Raw genomic sequence first — 16,957 nt, 5'->3', positions numbered from 1 at the left:
GCGGGTGAGCCGGAAGGCGTGGTGCTCCAGCACCTCCATGCCCGGGAACAGCTCCTCCAGGTGCGCGCCGATGCCTGACGGATTCCGTCAGGCCACGCCCCCTTCGCACATCGCAGACAGCTCGCCTCAGCGCTTGACGAGCTTCCAGGCCGTCGGCAGCAGGCCCATCGCCAGGATCGCCTTGAGGGCGTCGCCGACCAGGAACGGCGTGAGGCCGGCCGCGATCGCGGCGGAGGCGGAGATGTCCGCGGCGTAGGCCAGGTACGGGACGCCGACGGCGTAGATGATCGCCTCGCCCAGCAGCATCGCGCCCGCCATGCGCGGCATGGAGCGGTCGGCGCCGCGGCGGGCCAGCGCGCCCACGGCGGCGGAGGCGAGGATCATGCCGAGGATGTAGCCGAAGGAGACGCTGAGGCCCGAGGTGCCGTCGGCGAACCACGGCACGCCGGCGAGCCCGGCCAGCGCGTACACGGCGAGCGCGGAGACTCCTCGGCGGGTGCCGAGGGTCGTGCCGACGAGCAGCGCGGCGAAGGTCTGGCCGGTCACCGGGACCGGGGTGCCGGGGACCGGGACCGCGATCTGGGCCGCGAGGCCGGTCAGCGCGGCACCGCCGAGCACGAGCGCGAGGTCCCGGACACGGGAGGCGGGGAGCAGGTCGGCGAGGACCTGCCCGGGACGGGCGGCGGTGACGGCGGCGGTGCTCATGGGGACTCCGCGGGGTGGGGACGGTCGGGACACCGCGACGCTATCCCAGCGATCACGGGCCGCTCACCGTCAGCGCTCGACAAAGGGGGGAAGGCGACCTTGGTCGGCTCCGGACAAAGGATGCCGGTTACACCCGGTACGGCGTGACGCCGATCACTGAGGTGGGGATGTTTCGCTCACCTTTCGGCAACACGGCGAGATTGTGTGTTCTCACCAAAGGAATCCTAGTGGTCTGGTCGGATTCACCTTTCCTGCCCTACGCTTCCGGCCATGGTTGCCCAGGCCCAGGCCCTGAACTTCTCGTCGCGTCGCCATGTCGACCTGCGGCGCGTCGGCGCGGCCGCCTGTCGCCCTCCGGTGTGAGGCGGGCGGAGTCGGTCACCCGGCGCGCCGCGCCCCACGGACGGCGCAGTGTCGGACCGGCTCCCGACTTCCGAGGAAGTTCCCCATGGCTCCCATGCCCCGTACCGCGGCTCCCCCCGCCCGGACCTCTCCCGTCGCCCACCGGGTCGCCGACAGCGACCGGCGGCGCACCAGCGCCAGCGTGATCCTGCGGTCCGTGCTGGAGCACGGGCCGGTCGCGCGCTCCACCATCGCCCGGCTGACCGGGCTGTCCCCCGCCTCCGTCACCGACCACTGCGCCCGGCTCGCCGGGCTCGGGCTGATCCGCGAGTCGGCCGTGCCCCGGCGCAGCAACGGGGTGGGCCGTCCGCACGTCCCCGTGGACCTGGACGACTCCCGGCTGGTGGTGGGCGGGGTGCATGTGGCGGTGCCGTACACGACCGTCTCGCTGCTCGATCTGCGCGGACGGGTGGTGGCGCGGCGGGAGTTGCGGCATCGCAGCCTCGAACCGTCCGAGGTGCTGGCCCGGGCCGCCGACGGGCTCGGCGCGCTGCTGGACGAGGCTCCCGGCTGCCTGGCCCTCGGGGCGGGGGTCGCCGTGGGCGGCTGGGTGGACCGGGATTCGGGGACCGTCGTCGAGCATCCGCTGCTGGGCTGGCGGGAGGTGCCCGTGCGGGAGGCGTTGGCCGCCCGCAGCGGGCTGACGGTCCATGTGGACGGGCACGCGCGAGCGTTGGTCAACGCGGAGCGGCTGTTCGGACGGGCGCGCGGCAGCCGGAGCCTGCTGCAGCTGTTCGTCGGGAACGTGGTCGACGCGGCGTTCGCCACCAACGACGAGGTGCATCACGGGCCGCGTTCGCAGGCGGGCGCGATCGCGCATCTGCCGTTGGCCGGCGGCGCCGAGCCCTGCGACTGCGGACGCGTGGGCTGCCTCCAGGCGGAGCTGAGCGAGCGGACGCTGTGCCGGCGGGCTGCGGCGGCCGGGGTGAGCGACGGGCTCGACCCGATGCATGTGCTCGCCGCCGCGAACGCCGGGGACCCGGTCGCCGTCCGGCTGTTGCGGGAGCGGGCGCGGATGGTGGGGCGGGCCGCCGGGCTGCTGCTGGACGTGCTCAATCCGGAACGGGTCGTCGTCACCGAGGTGGGCGTGCTGTTCCGGGAGGACTGCCTGGCCGCACTGCGCGCCGAGGTCGGGGCGGGGCGCGCGGACTGCGTCCTGCCCGCGAGTTTCGGGCACTCCGTGCTGGCCGTGGCGGGCGGCGCGGTGGCCCTGGACGTGCTGTACCGGGATCCGCTGGGCACCTCGGCCGGGCGCGATGCCGTGCCCGGCGTCGCGCCCAGTTAATTCAGAAACTCCGAATGTTGACAGGCCTTGCCCCAGGACGGGAATATCGTTCCATGAGCTGTCGCACCTTCTGTTGCTGACGCCCCGGCGCGCCGGGAGCGCGCCCCTCCTCTTCTCTCTCCGCCTTTCACGCGTGAGCTTTCTTTGTCGGGCCATAGCCATGCCCGCACTTCCGTAATTCCGTATGCGTTTCCGTATGCGTTTCCGTATGCGTTTCCGTATGCCTTTCCGCCGTTTCCCCTGGGGGTTCTCCCATGCCCGTTTCCCGTGCGTCCGGTGTCGACCGACGTCTCTTCCTCGCTTCTCTGCTCGGCGCCGCCGCCGGGGTCGCCGGGCTCAGCGGCTGCGCCGAGAGCAGTGCCGCCACCGGTGGCGAGGGCGCCTCCACGGCTCCGCTCGCCGACAAGGTGCCCGCCGGCACGAGCCTGAAAATCGCGTCCTTCCAGAACATCCAGCAGTTGCAGTTCGAGCTGGCGGATCTGCCGGCGCTGCCGTTCAAGGTGGCCGGCTGGCTCAACATCGGGGCCGGCCCGGATGTCATCAACGCCTTTCGCGCGAAGTCCCTGGATCTCGCCAACAACGCGGGCATTCCGCCGATCCAGGCGCATTACCAGGGATTCGACGCGAAGATCGTCGCGATCAACATCACCCGCAAGCCCAACTATCTCTTCGCCACCAAGCCGGGCAGCGACATCCACACCGTCGAGGACTTCCGGGGGAAAAAGCTGGCGTTCTCGCAGGGGCAGGCGCAGGGCGTCGTCCTGCTGCGGGCGCTGAAGCAGGCGGGCCTGAAGTACGACGACGTCAAGCTCGTCCCGCTGACCAGCAACCAGTTCCTCACCGCCCTGCAGTCCGGCCAGGTGGACATCGCACCGCTCGCCAACAGCCAGTCCCCGGCCTACCTCAAGCAGTACGAGTCCAAGGGCGCCCGGGTCGTCACCACCGACGTCGTCGACCTGCTCAACCTGCTGTGGGCGCCGGCGTCCGTGCTGAACGACAAGGCGAAGGCGGCCGCGGTCGCCGCGTACATCCCGCAGTGGGCGCAGGGCCAGGTCTGGCAGTACGAGCACCCGGACGTCTGGAACGAGGAGTTCTACGTCAAGACCCAGAACCTGACCCTCGACCAGGCGAAGGCGATCACCGCGCTCGCCAACAAGCCGCTGTTCCCGCCGAGTTGGGCGGAGGCGATCAAGTGGGAGCAGGAGACCGCGGACCTGCTCGCGGAGGGCGGCTTCGTGAAGAAGTTCGACGTCTCCTCGCTCTTCGACCACCGCTTCGAGGGCATCGCCGCGCAGTCCGTAGCCGCCGAGTACCGGAGTTGACCGCCATGACCACCACCACCGCCCTGGGCGCGGCCCCCGCAGTCGCCGTCGACGACGACTCCCCCGGCCGCCCCCGCCCCCGCCGCCGACGGCGCCGCGGTCTCGCCCCCGGCCGCCGGCTGCCCGCCGTCCGGCTCCTCGGGCCGCTGCTGCTCATCGCCCTGTGGGCCGCCGCCTCGGCCGCCGGGCAGCTGGACACCGGCGCGATCCCCGCACCCTGGACGGTGCTGGAGACCGGCGTCCACCTGTGGACCGACGGGACGCTGACCACCGACATCCTCACCTCGCTGGAACGCGCCGGGTACGGCTTCGCGATCGGTCTGACCGCCGGGGTCACGCTCGCGCTGGCCTCCGGGCTGAGCCGGACCGGGGAGGCGCTGATCGACGGAACCGTGCAGCTCAACCGGGCGATCCCGACCCTCGGCCTGATCCCGCTCTTCATCCTCTGGCTGGGCATCGGCGAGACCTTCAAGATCGCGATCATCGCCATCGTCGTCTACATCCCGATCTACCTGAACACGCATGCCGCGCTGTCCGGCATCGACCATCGGTTCGTCGAACTCGCCGAGGTGCAGGGCCTGTCGAAGGTCCAGTTCATCCGGCAGATCGTGATCCCCGGCGCGCTGCCCGGATTCTTCGTGGGACTCCGGCTCGGGGTGACCGGCTCCTGGCTGGGGCTGGTGGTCCTGGAGCAGATCAACGCCACCAGCGGCCTCGGCTACCTGATGTTCCAGGCCCAGAACTACGGCCAGTCCGACGTCATCCTCGTCGGACTCCTCATCTACGGCGTCTTCGGACTGATCTCCGACAGCGCGGTCCGTATCGTCGAACGGAGGGTGCTGTCGTGGCGCCGCACACTGAGCAACTGACCCGACCCGCCGTCCGACTGCGCGGACTGACCCGGTCGTTCGACGGGCGTACGGTCCTCGACGGCATCGATCTCGACATCCCCGCCGGCCAGTTCGTGGCGCTCCTCGGGCACAGCGGGTCCGGCAAGTCCACCCTGCTACGGGCGGTCGCCGACCTCGACCACGAGGTCGTCGGCAGCGGGCAGCTCACCGCCCCCGAGCGGGTGTCGGTGGTCTTCCAGGACTCCCGGCTGCTGCCCTGGCGGCGCGTGCTGGACAACGTCCTGCTCGGGCTGGACGGCAAGGAGGCCGACCGCAAGGGGCGGGCCGCCCTCGCCGAGGTGGGGCTCGGCGGGCGGGAGCGGGCCTGGCCCAACGAGCTGTCCGGCGGCGAGGCGCAGCGGGCGGCGCTGGCCCGTTCGCTGGTCCGCGAGCCCGAACTGCTGCTCGCCGACGAGCCGTTCGGGGCGCTGGACGCGCTCACCCGGATCAAGATGCATGCGTTGCTGCGGGAGTTGTGGGAGCGGCACAGGCCGTCCGTGCTGTTGGTCACCCATGACGTGGACGAGGCGATCGTGCTGGCGGATCGGGTGCTTGTCCTTGATCACGGACGCGTCGGGCTCGATCTGGCGATCGATCGGCCCCATCCGCGGTCTTATCGGGATCCGTTGCTCGGGGAGTATCGGGAGCGGTTGCTGGCGGCGCTGGGTGTGACCGAGGACGTGGGGTGACCGTCCGCCGCCGTCTGGGGGCTGCCGCCCCCAGGCCCCCGCTTCGGCCCTGAACGGGCCTCGTCCTCAAACTCCCCCAGAGGGGGGATCCCCAGACGGGCTGAAACAACCAAAGGATCAACCATGCCCCGCCATCTCCACCTCAACGCATTCCTCATGAGTACCGGGCATCACGAAGCCTCCTGGCGGCTTCCGGAGAGTGATCCGTTTGCTCATGTGGAGCTGGATCACTACGTGCAGCTGGCCCGGATCGCCGAACGCGGCACCTTCGACTCGCTGTTTCTCGCCGACGGGCCGCAGCTCTGGGGCAATATCGCCCAGCGTCCGGCCGGCGCCCTGGAGCCGCTCACGCTGCTCACCGCGCTGGCGACCGCCACCGAGCACATCGGGCTGATCGCCACCGCGTCCACGTCCTACAACTCCCCCTACAACCTGGCCCGCAAGTTCGCGTCGCTGGACATCATCAGCGGCGGGCGGGCCGGCTGGAACATCGTCACCACCGCCGGTGCGGAGGCGGCGCGGAATTTCGGGCTGGAAGCCGAGCCCGCGCACGCCGAGCGGTACGCGCGTGCCGCCGAGTTCCTGGATGTCGCGCTGAAGCTCTGGGACAGCTGGGAGGACGACGCGATCGTCGCCGACAAGTCGTCCGGCGTCTGGGGCGACGACGACAAGATCCACCCGCCCCGGCACCGAGGCACGTACTTCAGCGTCGAGGGCGCCCTCAACGTCCCTCGCTCGCCGCAGGGTTACCCGCTGCTCGTGCAGGCGGGGTCGAGCGAGGACGGCAAGGCGTTCGCCGCCCGGTACGCGGAGGCGGTGTTCACCGCGCAGCAGACGCTCGCCGACGCGCAGGCCTTCTACGCCGACCTCAAGTCCCGTACCCGGCAGGGCGGCCGGGACCCCGAGCACCTCAAGGTGCTGCCCGGGATCGTGCCGGTGATCGGCTCGACGGAGGCGGAGGCGCGGGCGCACGAACAGGTCCTGGAGGATCACATCGTCCACGCGCACGGGATCCAGCGGCTGGAGCAGCTGCTCCAACTGGAGCCGGGTGTGCTGGAGTTGGATTCCCCGCTGCCCTCCGATCTGCCGCCGGAGAGCGCGATCGAGGGGGCCAAGAGCCGCTACACGCTCATCGTCGAGCTCGCCCGGCGGGAGCGGCTCACCGTGCGGCAGCTGATCGGGCGGCTCGGCGGCGGGCGCGGGCACCTCACCTTCGCGGGCACGCCCGAGCAGGTCGCCGACGCGATCGAGACCTGGTTCACCCAGGGCGCCGCCGACGGCTTCAACATCATGCCCGCGGTCCTGCCCTCCGGCCTCGACGCCTTCGTCGACCATGTCGTGCCGATCCTGCGCGCCCGCGGTCTGCTGCGCAGCGAGTACGGCCCGCGCACCACCCTGCGCGAGAGGTACGGCCTCCCGCGGCCCGCCAACCAGCACGTCCGGCCGAACCAGCCCGCCCAGGCCACCCAGCCAGCACTCGTCTGACTCTTCTGAAAGGACGTCTTTCATGTCCATCGAGATCCGCAAGGTCACCGCGAACATCGGCGCCCAGGTCTCCGGCGTGGACATCTCCGCGCCGCTCGACGCGGAGACCGTCGCCGCCCTGCGTGAGGCGCTCAACGTCCACAAGGCGCTCGTCTTCGACAACGTCCGGCTGGACGACGCGAGCCAGCAGGCATTCGTCCGCCACTTCGGCGACCTCACCACCGCCCACCCGACGGTCGCGTCCGTCGACTCCGCGCCGAACGTGCTGCCCGTCGACAGTGAACGCGGCCGGGCCGCCAACCACTGGCACACCGACGTCACGTTCGTCCTCAACCCGCCGCAGGCCAGCACCCTGCGCAGCATCACGATCCCGCCGTACGGCGGCGAGACGCTGATCGCCAGTTCCGCCGCCGCCTACCGCGACCTGCCGGAACCGCTGCGCCGGCTGGCCGACACCCTGTGGGCCGAGCACACCAACGACTACGACTACGCCGTGCCGGCCGAGGAGCTCGACGAGGAACACGCCGCCGCCCGCGCCCAGTTCACCTCCATCAAGTACCGCACGGTCCACCCGGTGGTCCGCGTCCATCCGCTGACCGGCGAGCGCGGGCTGTTCATCGGCGGCTTCGCGCAGCGGATCGTGGGCCTGTCGCCGGCCGAGTCCCGCAAGATCCTCGACCTGCTCCAGACGTACGTCACCCGGCCGGAGAACATCCTGCGCCACCGCTGGTCCGTCGACCAGCTCGTCCTGTTCGACAACCGGATCACCCAGCACTACGCCATCGACAACTACAACGGTCTGCCGCGCCGGCTGCACCGGGTGACCGTGGCCGGTGATGTGCCGGTCGGCATCGAGGGCAAGGAGAGCTACTCCATCGAGGGCGACGCGGCGCACTACACGCCCGTGGCGGCGTAAGCGCTCCGCTCGGGGGGCCGCGATATGCCGTTGTTTCGGTGCGGCGCCGTCGTGGCTGGTCGCGCCCGCGCGGCGGAGCCGCAGATGTCAGCGCCCCTCGCCCCTTTGGGGCGCTTCCCGTCCACCGATCGGTGGACGGGAAGTTCCACCGGGTGCCGCTGTCCGTCAACTGGCCTGGTCCGCAAGGCTTTTGGGCATGACATCAATCGACTCACCCACGGTGCGCATAGCGCGTTCCAGCGCCCGGCATCCCTGGCGGGCGATCATCGGCTGGCTGGTGTTCGTGGCGCTGTGTCTGGCGGTCGGCGGCGCCGTCGGGATGAACAGCGCGCGGACGGCCGACTACCGGGTCGGCGAGGCCGGCCGGGCCGAGGCCATGGCGGCCGAGGGGCGCCTGGAGCGCCGGTCCACCGAGCAGGTGCTGGTCTCGGCCCGGTCGGGAGCGCTCGGCGGCTCCGCAGCCGAGAGCGCCGAGAGCGCCGAGTCCGCCGTCCGCGAGCTCACCGCCCGGATGGAACGGCTGCCCGAGGTCGCGGCGGTGGCCGCGCCGGTCCGCTCCGCCGACGGCCGGATCCTCATGGTCGAGGTGGCCCTGAAGGGCGAGGAGCGGGACGCCAAGGACAAGGTCGACGCGCTCACCGCGCAGACGGCGGCCGTCCAGCGGGCCCACCCGGAGCTGCTGCTCCAGGAGACCGGCAGCCCCTCCATCAGCAAGGGCGTCGACGAGCAGCGCGGGGACGACCTCGCGCTGTCCGAGAAGATCACCCTGCCGGTCACGCTGCTGACGCTGCTGATCGTGTTCGGCTCGCTCACCATGGCCGCCGTGCCGCTGCTGCTGGCGCTGTCGTCGATCGCGGCGGCCGTCGGGCTGTCGATGGTCGCCTCGCACGTCTCCCCCGACACCGGGGTCGGCACGAACGTGATCCTGATGATCGGCCTCGCCGTCGGCGTCGACTACACGCTCTTCTATCTGAAGCGCGAGCGCGAGGAACGGGCCCGCGGCGGGGGCCGGCTCGGTTCCGAGGCGCTGGTCGAGCTGGCGGCGGCGACCTCGGGGCGGGCGGTGGTGGTCTCCGGGTTCGCGGTCGTCGCCTCGACCGCCACGCTGTATCTGGCCTCGGACGTCATCTTCTCCTCCCTCGCCACCGGCACCGTCGTGGTCGTCCTGGTCGCGATGGCCAGCTCCCTGACGGCGCTGCCCGCGCTGCTCACCGTGCTGGGCCGGCGCGCGGAGCGCAGGGCGTCCCGGCGTGCGGAGCGCGGGAAGCCGCCCCGGCCCACCCGCGGCGACGGCGGCGGCCGGGTCTGGACGGCACTGCTGCGGCCCGCCGCCCGGCATCCCCTCGCCACCCTGTGCGGGTCGGTCCTCGCGCTGCTCGCGCTCGTCGTCCCGCTGGCCGGTCTGCAGATCACGGAGATGAGCCGGGACACGCACTCCCGCGAGATCCCCGCGATGCGGGTGTACGACCGGCTCAACGAGGCGTTCCCCGAGCAGCGGGTCACCCATCAGGTCGTCGTGCGCGCCGACGCCGCGCAGGCCGACGAGGTGGCCGCCGCGTTCGCCGGGCTCGTCCGACTCACCGACGACGACCCGCTGTTCACCGGCAGGCCCCGGATCCGCAGCTCCGCCGACCGCCGCGTCAGCACCCTCGAACTGCGCGTGCCGCACCTCGGGAACTCCGACCAGGCGTACGACTCCCTCGACCGCCTGCGGCACGCGTACCTGCCGAAGACCGTCGGCCAGGTCTCCGGCGCCGAGTACGGCGTCAGCGGTGACGTGGCCCGGTACGCCGACTATCCGGCCCACCAGAACGGCAAACTCCCGCTGGTGCTCGGGGCGTTGCTGCTCGTGACCTTCCTGATGACGCTGTACGCGTTCCGTTCCGTCGTCCTCGCTCTGCTCGGCGTCGGGTTGAACCTGCTGTCGGCGGCGGCCGCGCTCGGGCTGCTGGTGCTGGTGTTCCAGCACACGTGGGCCGAGGGGCTGTTGGACTTCCACTCCACCGGTTCGATCGGCTCGCGCGTGCCGCTGTTCCTGTTCGTGATCCTGTTCGGGCTGTCCATGGACTACCAGGTGTTCGTGGTCAGCCGGATCCGGGAGGCCGTCCTCGCGGGGACCCCGACCCGGCAGGCGGTCCTCGACGGGGTCCGCCGGTCGGCGAGCGTGGTGACCAGTGCGGCGGTGGTGATGACGACCGTGTTCGCGAGCTTCGTCTTCCTGCACATCATCGAGATGAAGCAGATCGGGTTCGTGCTCGCGGCGGCCGTGCTGCTGGACGCCTTCGTCGTGCGGATCCTGATCCTGCCCTCGGCGATGCTGCTGCTCGGCGAGCGCAGCTGGTGGCCGGGCCGGACGGGGCGGCCGGCGAAACCCGCGGCGAGCACGGCGCCGTCCGGCATACGTTCCTCCGTATGACCATGCCCATGACCACCCCCACGCCTGTACCCATGCCCTTACCTTCCGTCGATGTGTTCTGGGCGACGACGCTGCGCCGGTGGAACGCCGTGTGCTGGGTCCTGTTCGCCGCGATGGCGGTCGGGATCGTCACCGCCCTGGGCGACGGCGGCAGCCGGTACGCGGCCCTCGCGCTGCTCGGCGGCGTGGCGCTGAGCTACGGGGTCCTGCACCGCTTCCCGGACAACCCCGTCGTCCGGCCGCACGGCTACCTCGCGGTGCTGGTGGTGGCGCTCGGCGGACTGGCGTATCTGCGCACCGGCTACGCGTCGCTGTTCATGGCGACGCTCCCCCACTACTGGATGTTCGGTCGCAGTCCGCGGATCTCCCTGGGGTTCCTCGGACTGGCCGCCACCCTGACGCTGGCGGGAAGCTGGGTGGGGCAGGGCTGGTCGAGGGAGTTCTTCGGCGAGACGGCGACGGGCACGCTGATCGTGGTGGCGGTGGGGGTGCTGATCGGGCTGTGGGCGCGGGCGGTGGTCGAGCAGAGCACCGAACGCGCCGCGCTCATCGTCGAGTTGGAGCGCACCCAGGCGGAACTGTCCGCCGCCCACCAGCGGCAGGGCGCGGCCGACGAGCGGGAGCGGCTGGCCCGGGAGATCCACGACACCCTGGCGCAGGGCTTCGCGTCGATCGTGGTGCTGGCGGAGGCCGCGCGCACGGAGCTCGGGGCGGACCCGGGCCGGGCCGCGCGGCAGCTGCGCTCGATCGAGTCGACGGCCCGGGAGAACCTGGCGGAGGCGCGGGAGCTGGTCGGCTCGGGCCGTCCGCCGGACGGGTCGGCGTCGCTGGCCCGCACGCTCCGCCGGGTCCTGGACCGGTTCGCGGAGGACACCGGGCTCACCGTGGCGGCCGACCTGACCGATCTCGACTGCGACCAGCGGACCCGGATCGCGCTGCTGCGCTGCGCGCAGGAGTCGCTGGCCAATGTGCGCAAGCACGCCCGCGCGTCGACCGTGGGGCTGGTGCTCGCCCGGCGGCCGTACGGGGTGGAGCTGGAGATCACCGACGACGGCGCCGGGTTCGTGGTGGGGGACGCGGTGGGTTTCGGGCTGGACGGCATGCGCAAGCGACTGGCGGAACTGGGCGGGAGGCTGACGGTGACCAGTTCGATCGGGGACGGCACGAGGGTGCTGGCGGTGATTCCGGTATGAGCGGCGACGCGGCCGTGCTGCGGGTCGTGGTGGTCGACGACCACACCGTCATGCGGGCCGGGGTGGTGGCCCTGCTGGCCGGGGAGGACGGCATCGAGATCGTCGGCGAGGCGGGCGACGGCCGGGCCGGGCTCGACCTCGTCGAGCGGCACGACCCCGATGTGGCCCTCGTCGACCTGCGGATGCCGGTCCTCGACGGGGTGCGGACGACGACCGAGATCGTCGCCCGCCATCCGCGCACCCGGGTGCTGATCCTGACGACGTACGACACGGACGCGGACATCGAGCGCGGGGTGGAGGCCGGCGCCATCGGCTACCTGCTGAAGGACACCACGCGCGAGCAGCTCGTCGACGCGATCCGGGCGGCGGCGCGCGGGGAGACGGTGCTCGCGCCCCGGGTGGCGCAGAAGCTGGTCGCCCGGCTGCGGCGGCCGGTCCAGGAGGCGCTTACCGCCCGCGAGACGGACGTCCTCGGGGCGGTCGCCGACGGGCTGACCAACGCCGAGATCGGCCGCCGTCTCGTGATCTCCGAGGCCACCGTCAAGACCCATCTGCTGCGGCTGTTCGCCAAACTCGACGTGAACGACCGCACCCGGGCGGTGGTCGTGGCCATGGAGCGCGGGCTGCTGCCCCCGCCGTAACCCGGGGCCCGGGCGGCGGGCCCGGCGGCCGGGGCTGCGGCGGGGTCGGACCTGCCTGCGGGCCGAGCCGCGGAGCCGGGGCCTGGCCGGACCGCAAGGCCGGGTGTGTGCTCTACGTTCGCGGCATGGCACGGTTTCGGATGTACCCGACGGGCGGGCAGGAGCAGCAGATGCTGCTGCACTGCGCGCACGCGAGGTACGTGTGGAACCTCGCCGTCGAGCAGCACGCGCACTGGAGGCCGGGCCGCAGGCCCGCCCCCGGTTTTGCGGAACAGTGTCGTCAGCTCACCGAGGCCCGGCGCGGCAACGAGTGGCTGGCCGCCGGGAACGCGGACGTGCAGCAGCAGGCGCTGAAGAACTTCGCCACGGCCAAGAACGCCCGCTTCACGTCCGGGTTCGGCGACCCGACCTGGCGCAAGAAGTTCACGCATGAGGGCTTCCGGGTCATCGGCACCGACCGCGTGCCCGAGTGCCACGCAGACGGCTCGGTGAAGCTGAATGCGAAGACCGGCAGGCAGGTCATGGGCCGCTCGGTGGTCGTGCGGAAGCTGAACCGGCGGTGGGCGCAGGTCAAGGTGCCCGGCTGCGGCTGGGTCCGCTTCCGCCTCAGCCGTAGAGGCAAGGGTGCGAGGCTGCCGGGCGCGAAGAAGTTCCGGGTCACCTTCCGCAACGGAGAGTGGCATGTCGCGTTCGCTGTGATCCCCGACCCGGCCGAGACGCCCGGCACCGGTGAGGTCATCGGCATCGACCGCGGCGTCACCGTCACCGCCGCCCTCTCCGACGGCCGGAAACTCAACTGCCCGCAGCTCACCGCCCGCGAACGCGCCCAGATCCGCAAGCACCAGCGGCGCGCCGCCCGCGCCCCCAGAGGCAGTGAGCGCAAAACCGCCGAGTACGCGAAGGCCGCGAAGCTCAAGGCGCGGGAGGCGAACCGCCGTAAGGACTGGTGCGAGAAGACCAGCACGATGCTGGCCCGCGCCTACGACGTGATCCGGTTCGAGAAGCTGGACATCAGGAACATGACCCGCTCCGCGAAGGGCACCGTGGAGCGGCCCGGCCGGGGCGTCCGGCAGAAGACGGGGCTGAACCGGGCCGTCCTCGCCCAGGGCTGGGGCCTGCTGCGGCAGCGCACCGGGCACAAGGCGCCGGGCCGGGTCGAGGACGTGCCCGCCCCCTACACATCTCTGCGGTGCAGTGCCTGCGGTGGATCGACAAGAACTCGCGCAAGAGCCAAGCCGAGTTCGTCTGTTCCTCTTGCGGCTTCACCTGTAACGCGGACACCAACGCAGCAGCCAGCGTCGCGGCAGGACAGGGCGGGATCCCCGCCCCCGGCGCACAGCCGGTGCCGGAGGGAAGACACCGCCCACGCGGTCGAAGAACGTCCGTGAACCTCAACCCGAAACGGTTGAAATCCCCCACTTTTAAGAGGGGGAGGATGTCAACGGGTAGTTGTCCTTGCCGGCCGCCGCGCCGCCCAGCCAGTTAGTTCCAGATGCGGGCCGAATGGGGTACCGAGGTGTCGATCTCCGTCATGGAGACCATCGTGCCCCCGCGAGGGCTGCTCGCGGGGGCCGTGTCGCGCAGGTTTCGTTACAGGTTGCTGAAGTCCGGGCCCTTGGTACGGGTGCGCTTGAGCTCGTAGAAGCCGGGGACCGACGCGACGGCGACGGTGCCGTCCCACAGGCGGGCGGCCTCCTCGCCCTTGGGGGCGGGGGTGACGACCGGGCCGAAGAAGGCGATCTGCTCGCCGTCGGGGCCGGGGACGGCGATGACCGGGGTGCCGACGTCCTGGCCGACCTTCTCGATGCCCTCCTTGTGGGAGGCGCGCAGCTGGGCGTCGAACTCGAAGTCCGACTGCTCGGCGTACTCGATCAGAGACGCGGGCAGGCCGACGTCCGCGAGGGCGCCCGCGATGGCCTCCACGGTCGGGCCCTCGCCGTTGTTGTGGATACGGGTGCCGAGCGCGGTGTACAGCGGGCCGAGGACGTCGGCGCCGTGCAGCTGCCAGGCGGCGGTGACCACGCGGACGGGCTGCCATGCCTTGACCGCGAGCATCTCGCGGTACTCCTCGGGCAGCTCGTCGAGCCGGTTCTCATTGAGGACGGCGAGGCTCATGATGTGCCAGGTGACCTCGATGTCGCGGACCTTCTCGACTTCCAGGACCCAGCGCGACGTCATCCAGGCCCAGGGGCACAGCGGGTCGAACCAGAAGTCGACGGGCGTCTTCTCCGACATGTCTCTCCTCAGAAGGTCCTCAGCAACACAGACTTCTCCCGTCAACACCGTCGCCCGTGCCGCACATTCCCTGCCTCCCGGCGTCAGGGGCGCATGGCAGGATCGCTGCTGACCACGAGATCCATCCCATGACATGCCGAGGGAGTACCGCCCGTGCCCGGTGAGAACCTGTCCCGCGACGAGGCCCAGGAGCGGGCCGCCCTGTTGTCCGTCGACGGGTACGACGTGTCCCTCGACATCCGGTCGGCGGTGGACGAGGAGAGCGGCCGTCCGACCGGCGACCCGGGCGGGGACGAGCCTCGCACCTTCCGGTCGGTGACCACGCTGCGCTTCCGCTGCAACGAGCCCGGCGCGTCCAGCTTCGCCGACCTGATCGCGCCGAGTGTGACGGCCGTCTCCCTCAACGGCCGCGATCTCGACCCCGGCGAGGTCTTCGACGGCGCCCGGATCCTCCTGGACGATCTGGCCGCCGAGAACGAGCTCGTCGTCGACGCGCGTTGCGCCTACTCCCGCACCGGTGAGGGCCTGCACCGCTTCGTCGACCCCGAGGACGGCGAGGTGTACCTGTACACGCAGTACGAGCCGGCCGACGCCCGCCGGGTCTTCGCCAACTTCGAGCAGCCCGACCTCAAGGCCCCGTTCCGCTTCGAGGTGCGCGCGCCCGAGGCGTGGACGGTGTGGAGCAACGGCGCCGGCGAGCGGGCGGACGGGCTGTGGCGGTTCGCGGAGACGAAGCCGATCTCGACGTACATCACCTGTGTCGTGGCCGGTCCGTACCACTACGTGACGGACACCTACCGTCGTGACCTGGGCGACGGCACGACGCTGGAGATCCCCCTCGGCGCGATGTGCCGCAAGGGCCTCGCGCCGCACTTCGATCCCGACGACGTCTTCCTGATCACCAAGCAGGGCCTGGACTTCTTCCACGACCGCTTCGACTACCCGTACCCCTTCGGGAAGTACGACCAGGCGTTCGTCCCCGAGTACAACCTCGGCGCGATGGAGAACCCGGGCCTGGTGACCTTCCGCGAGGAGTACGTCTTCCGGGGGAAGGTGACCCGGGCGTCGTACGAGGCGCGGGCGAACGTCATCCTGCACGAGATGGCGCACATGTGGTTCGGCGACCTGGTCACCATGCAGTGGTGGGACGACCTGTGGCTGAAGGAGTCCTTCGCGGACTTCATGGGCGCGTTCGCGCTGGTCGGCGCGACCCGCTTCACCGACGGCTGGATCACCTTCGCCAACCGTCGCAAGGCCTGGGCGTACCGGGCCGACCAGCTGCCCTCCACGCACCCGGTCACGGCCGACATCCGCGACCTCCAGGACGCCAAGCTCAACTTCGACGGCATCACGTACGCCAAGGGCGCGTCCGTCCTGAAGCAGCTGGTGGCGTACGTCGGGCAGGACGCGTTCCTGGAGGGAGCGCGCCGCTATTTCAAGCGGCACGCGTACGGAAACACCCGGCTCGGCGATCTGCTCTCGGTGCTCGCCGAGACCAGCGGCCGGGACATGGCCGTCTGGGCGCGGTCCTGGCTGCAGACGGCCGGCGTGAACTCGCTGACCCCGCAGGTGCTGCTGGACTCGGCGGGCCGGGTGAGCGAGCTGGCCGTGCTGCAGGAGGCCGCGGAGTCGCACCCCGAGCTGCGGCCGCACCGGGTCGCGATCGGCCTCTACCGGCTCCAGGACGGCCGCCTGGAGCGGTACGCGCGTGCCGAGACGGACGTCGACGGCCCCCGTACGGTGGTGGCGGAGCTGGCCGGCGCCGAGGCGCCCGAGCTGGTGCTGGTCAACGACGACGACCTGACCTACTGCAAGATCCGCTTCGACGAGACCTCGCTCGCCACCCTGCGCGAGCACCTGGGCGCGACGAGCGACCCGCTGGCCCGCGCCCTGTGCTGGTCGGCGCTGTGGAACATGACCCGGGACGCGGCGCTGCCCGCGTCCGACTTCGTGGACCTGGTGACGCGGTTCGCGCACCGCGAGTCCGACATCGGCGTCCTGCAGATGCTGCACGCGTGGGTGAACTCGGCGCTGGTCCACTACGCGCCCGAGCAGTGGCGGCCGACGGGCGAGCGGATCCTCGCCGAGACGGCGCTGCGGAATCTGCGGGCGGCCGAGCCGGGCAGCGAGCACCAGCTGGCCTGGGCCCGGTTCTTCGCGTCGGCCGCGTCCTCGGGTTCCGACTTCGCGCTGCTCCAGGGGCTGCTGGACGGCACGGCGAAGATCGACGGGCTGGAGGTCGACCAGGAGCTGCGCTGGGTGTTCCTGGAGCCGCTGGTGGCGCACGGCGTCGCGGACGAGTCGGCGCCGGCGGCCGAGCTGGCCCGTGACGACACCGCGTCCGGCAAGCGCCACCAGGTGCGCTGTCTCGCCGCGCGGCCGTCGGCGGCGGTCAAGGCGCAGGCCTGGGCGCAGCTGGTGGAGTCGGACACGCTGTCGAACGCGCTGGTGGAGGCGACGATCGCGGGCTTCGACCAGCCCTCGCAGCGGGAGCTGCTCGCGCCGTACGCGGAGAAGTACTTCGCGTCGATCGAGCGCATCTGGTCGCAGCGCTCCATCCAGATCGCGATGCACGTGGTCCGGGGTCTGTTCCCGGCGCTCCAGGACTCGCCGCAGACGCTGGCGGCGACGGACGCGTGGCTGACGGCGCACGAGTCGGCGGCCCCGGCGCTGCGCCGACTGGTGCTGGAGGCGCGGGACGACTTGGCGCGGGCACTGCGGGCGCAGGGCGGCAGCGCCGGCTAGCTCCGCAGGAAGTGCCGCGATGTGTCGCCGTTT

The 16,957-nt window shown here is 71.5% G+C and carries 13 protein-coding genes and 1 pseudogene; 11 read left to right on the top strand and 3 right to left on the bottom strand.

The genetic code is table 11. The features are described from left to right. Positions 1–126 precede the first annotated feature (126 nt). A complete protein-coding gene (locus tag ACWCPF_RS04675; protein ID WP_451043471.1) occupies positions 127–705 on the bottom strand; it encodes a biotin transporter BioY in 579 nt (192 codons plus the stop codon). Between the two features lie 457 nt (positions 706–1,162). Between ACWCPF_RS04675 and ACWCPF_RS04670 the strand changes: the two genes are divergently transcribed. The 10 genes from ACWCPF_RS04670 to ACWCPF_RS04625 all read left to right on the top strand — a co-directional run bounded on the left by ACWCPF_RS04670 (position 1,163) and on the right by ACWCPF_RS04625 (position 13,332). Continuing rightward, entirely contained in the window at positions 1,163–2,392 is a 1,230-nt protein-coding gene (locus tag ACWCPF_RS04670) for an ROK family protein (RefSeq protein WP_451043495.1), read from the top strand. 254 nt (positions 2,393–2,646) lie between these two features. Continuing rightward, complete coding sequence (locus tag ACWCPF_RS04665; RefSeq protein WP_451043470.1) at positions 2,647–3,714, top strand: ABC transporter substrate-binding protein; 1,068 nt, start codon at positions 2,647–2,649, stop codon at positions 3,712–3,714. Then, the gene (locus ACWCPF_RS04660; protein ID WP_451043469.1) at positions 3,711–4,583 is read left to right on the top strand and encodes an ABC transporter permease; all 873 of its coding nucleotides are present in this window, start codon (positions 3,711–3,713) and stop codon (positions 4,581–4,583) included. Before ACWCPF_RS04665 ends, ACWCPF_RS04660 begins: the two co-directional genes overlap by 4 nt. Beyond that, a complete protein-coding gene (locus ACWCPF_RS04655; protein ID WP_451043468.1) occupies positions 4,559–5,293 on the top strand; it encodes an ABC transporter ATP-binding protein in 735 nt (244 codons plus the stop codon). Before ACWCPF_RS04660 ends, ACWCPF_RS04655 begins: the two co-directional genes overlap by 25 nt. Before the next feature lie 123 nt (positions 5,294–5,416). Further along, the gene (locus ACWCPF_RS04650; RefSeq protein WP_451043467.1) at positions 5,417–6,778 is read left to right on the top strand and encodes an LLM class flavin-dependent oxidoreductase; all 1,362 of its coding nucleotides are present in this window, start codon (positions 5,417–5,419) and stop codon (positions 6,776–6,778) included. A 22-nt stretch (positions 6,779–6,800) separates the two neighbouring features. Continuing rightward, positions 6,801–7,694 (top strand): TauD/TfdA dioxygenase family protein, encoded by an 894-nt coding sequence (locus ACWCPF_RS04645; RefSeq protein WP_451043466.1) that lies wholly within the window; start codon positions 6,801–6,803, stop codon positions 7,692–7,694. A gap of 196 nt (positions 7,695–7,890) precedes the next feature. After that, on the top strand, positions 7,891–10,110 hold the full coding sequence (locus ACWCPF_RS04640; RefSeq protein ID WP_451043465.1) for an MMPL family transporter: 2,220 nt from the start codon (positions 7,891–7,893) through the stop codon (positions 10,108–10,110). Positions 10,111–10,142: 32 nt separating this feature from the next. Beyond that, positions 10,143–11,303: a sensor histidine kinase gene (locus ACWCPF_RS04635; RefSeq protein WP_451043464.1), complete on the top strand. Its 1,161-nt coding sequence runs from the start codon at positions 10,143–10,145 to the stop codon at positions 11,301–11,303. Further along, positions 11,300–11,944, top strand: a complete 645-nt coding sequence (locus ACWCPF_RS04630) for a response regulator (protein ID WP_451043463.1) — start codon at positions 11,300–11,302, stop codon at positions 11,942–11,944. The genes ACWCPF_RS04635 and ACWCPF_RS04630 overlap by 4 nt, the downstream gene beginning before the upstream one ends. A gap of 125 nt (positions 11,945–12,069) precedes the next feature. Continuing rightward, entirely contained in the window at positions 12,070–13,332 is a 1,263-nt protein-coding gene (locus ACWCPF_RS04625) for an RNA-guided endonuclease InsQ/TnpB family protein (RefSeq protein WP_451043462.1), read from the top strand. Positions 13,333–13,383: 51 nt separating this feature from the next. On the opposite strand, the pseudogene ACWCPF_RS04620 reads toward ACWCPF_RS04625, so the two are convergent. Together ACWCPF_RS04620 and ACWCPF_RS04615 are read right to left on the bottom strand one after the other, a co-directional pair. Beyond that, positions 13,384–13,477: pseudogene (locus tag ACWCPF_RS04620) on the bottom strand (SAM-dependent methyltransferase); the annotation flags it as partial. Positions 13,478–13,534: 57 nt separating this feature from the next. Further along, positions 13,535–14,179, bottom strand: a complete 645-nt coding sequence (locus ACWCPF_RS04615) for a mycothiol-dependent nitroreductase Rv2466c family protein (protein ID WP_451043461.1) — start codon at positions 14,177–14,179, stop codon at positions 13,535–13,537. Between the two features lie 153 nt (positions 14,180–14,332). Between ACWCPF_RS04615 and pepN the strand changes: the two genes are divergently transcribed. Next, complete coding sequence (gene pepN, locus ACWCPF_RS04610; protein ID WP_451043460.1) at positions 14,333–16,924, top strand: aminopeptidase N; 2,592 nt, start codon at positions 14,333–14,335, stop codon at positions 16,922–16,924. The last annotated feature ends 33 nt before the right edge of the window (positions 16,925–16,957 follow it).

It is taken from the genome of Streptomyces sp. NPDC001858, from assembly GCF_053594615.1.
This window is presented reverse-complemented; position numbering and strand designations above follow the sequence as displayed.

Coding starts and splice junctions, on each gene's coding strand:
- ACWCPF_RS04675 (WP_451043471.1), bottom strand. CDS start 705: ATGAGCACCGCCGCCGTCACCGCCGCCCGTCCCGGGCAGGTCCTCGCC.
- ACWCPF_RS04670 (WP_451043495.1), top strand. CDS start 1,163: ATGCCCCGTACCGCGGCTCCCCCCGCCCGGACCTCTCCCGTCGCCCAC.
- ACWCPF_RS04665 (WP_451043470.1), top strand. CDS start 2,647: ATGCCCGTTTCCCGTGCGTCCGGTGTCGACCGACGTCTCTTCCTCGCT.
- ACWCPF_RS04650 (WP_451043467.1), top strand. CDS start 5,417: ATGCCCCGCCATCTCCACCTCAACGCATTCCTCATGAGTACCGGGCAT.
- ACWCPF_RS04645 (WP_451043466.1), top strand. CDS start 6,801: ATGTCCATCGAGATCCGCAAGGTCACCGCGAACATCGGCGCCCAGGTC.
- ACWCPF_RS04640 (WP_451043465.1), top strand. CDS start 7,891: ATGACATCAATCGACTCACCCACGGTGCGCATAGCGCGTTCCAGCGCC.
- ACWCPF_RS04635 (WP_451043464.1), top strand. CDS start 10,143: ATGCCCTTACCTTCCGTCGATGTGTTCTGGGCGACGACGCTGCGCCGG.
- ACWCPF_RS04630 (WP_451043463.1), top strand. CDS start 11,300: ATGAGCGGCGACGCGGCCGTGCTGCGGGTCGTGGTGGTCGACGACCAC.
- ACWCPF_RS04625 (WP_451043462.1), top strand. CDS start 12,070: ATGGCACGGTTTCGGATGTACCCGACGGGCGGGCAGGAGCAGCAGATG.
- ACWCPF_RS04615 (WP_451043461.1), bottom strand. CDS start 14,179: ATGTCGGAGAAGACGCCCGTCGACTTCTGGTTCGACCCGCTGTGCCCC.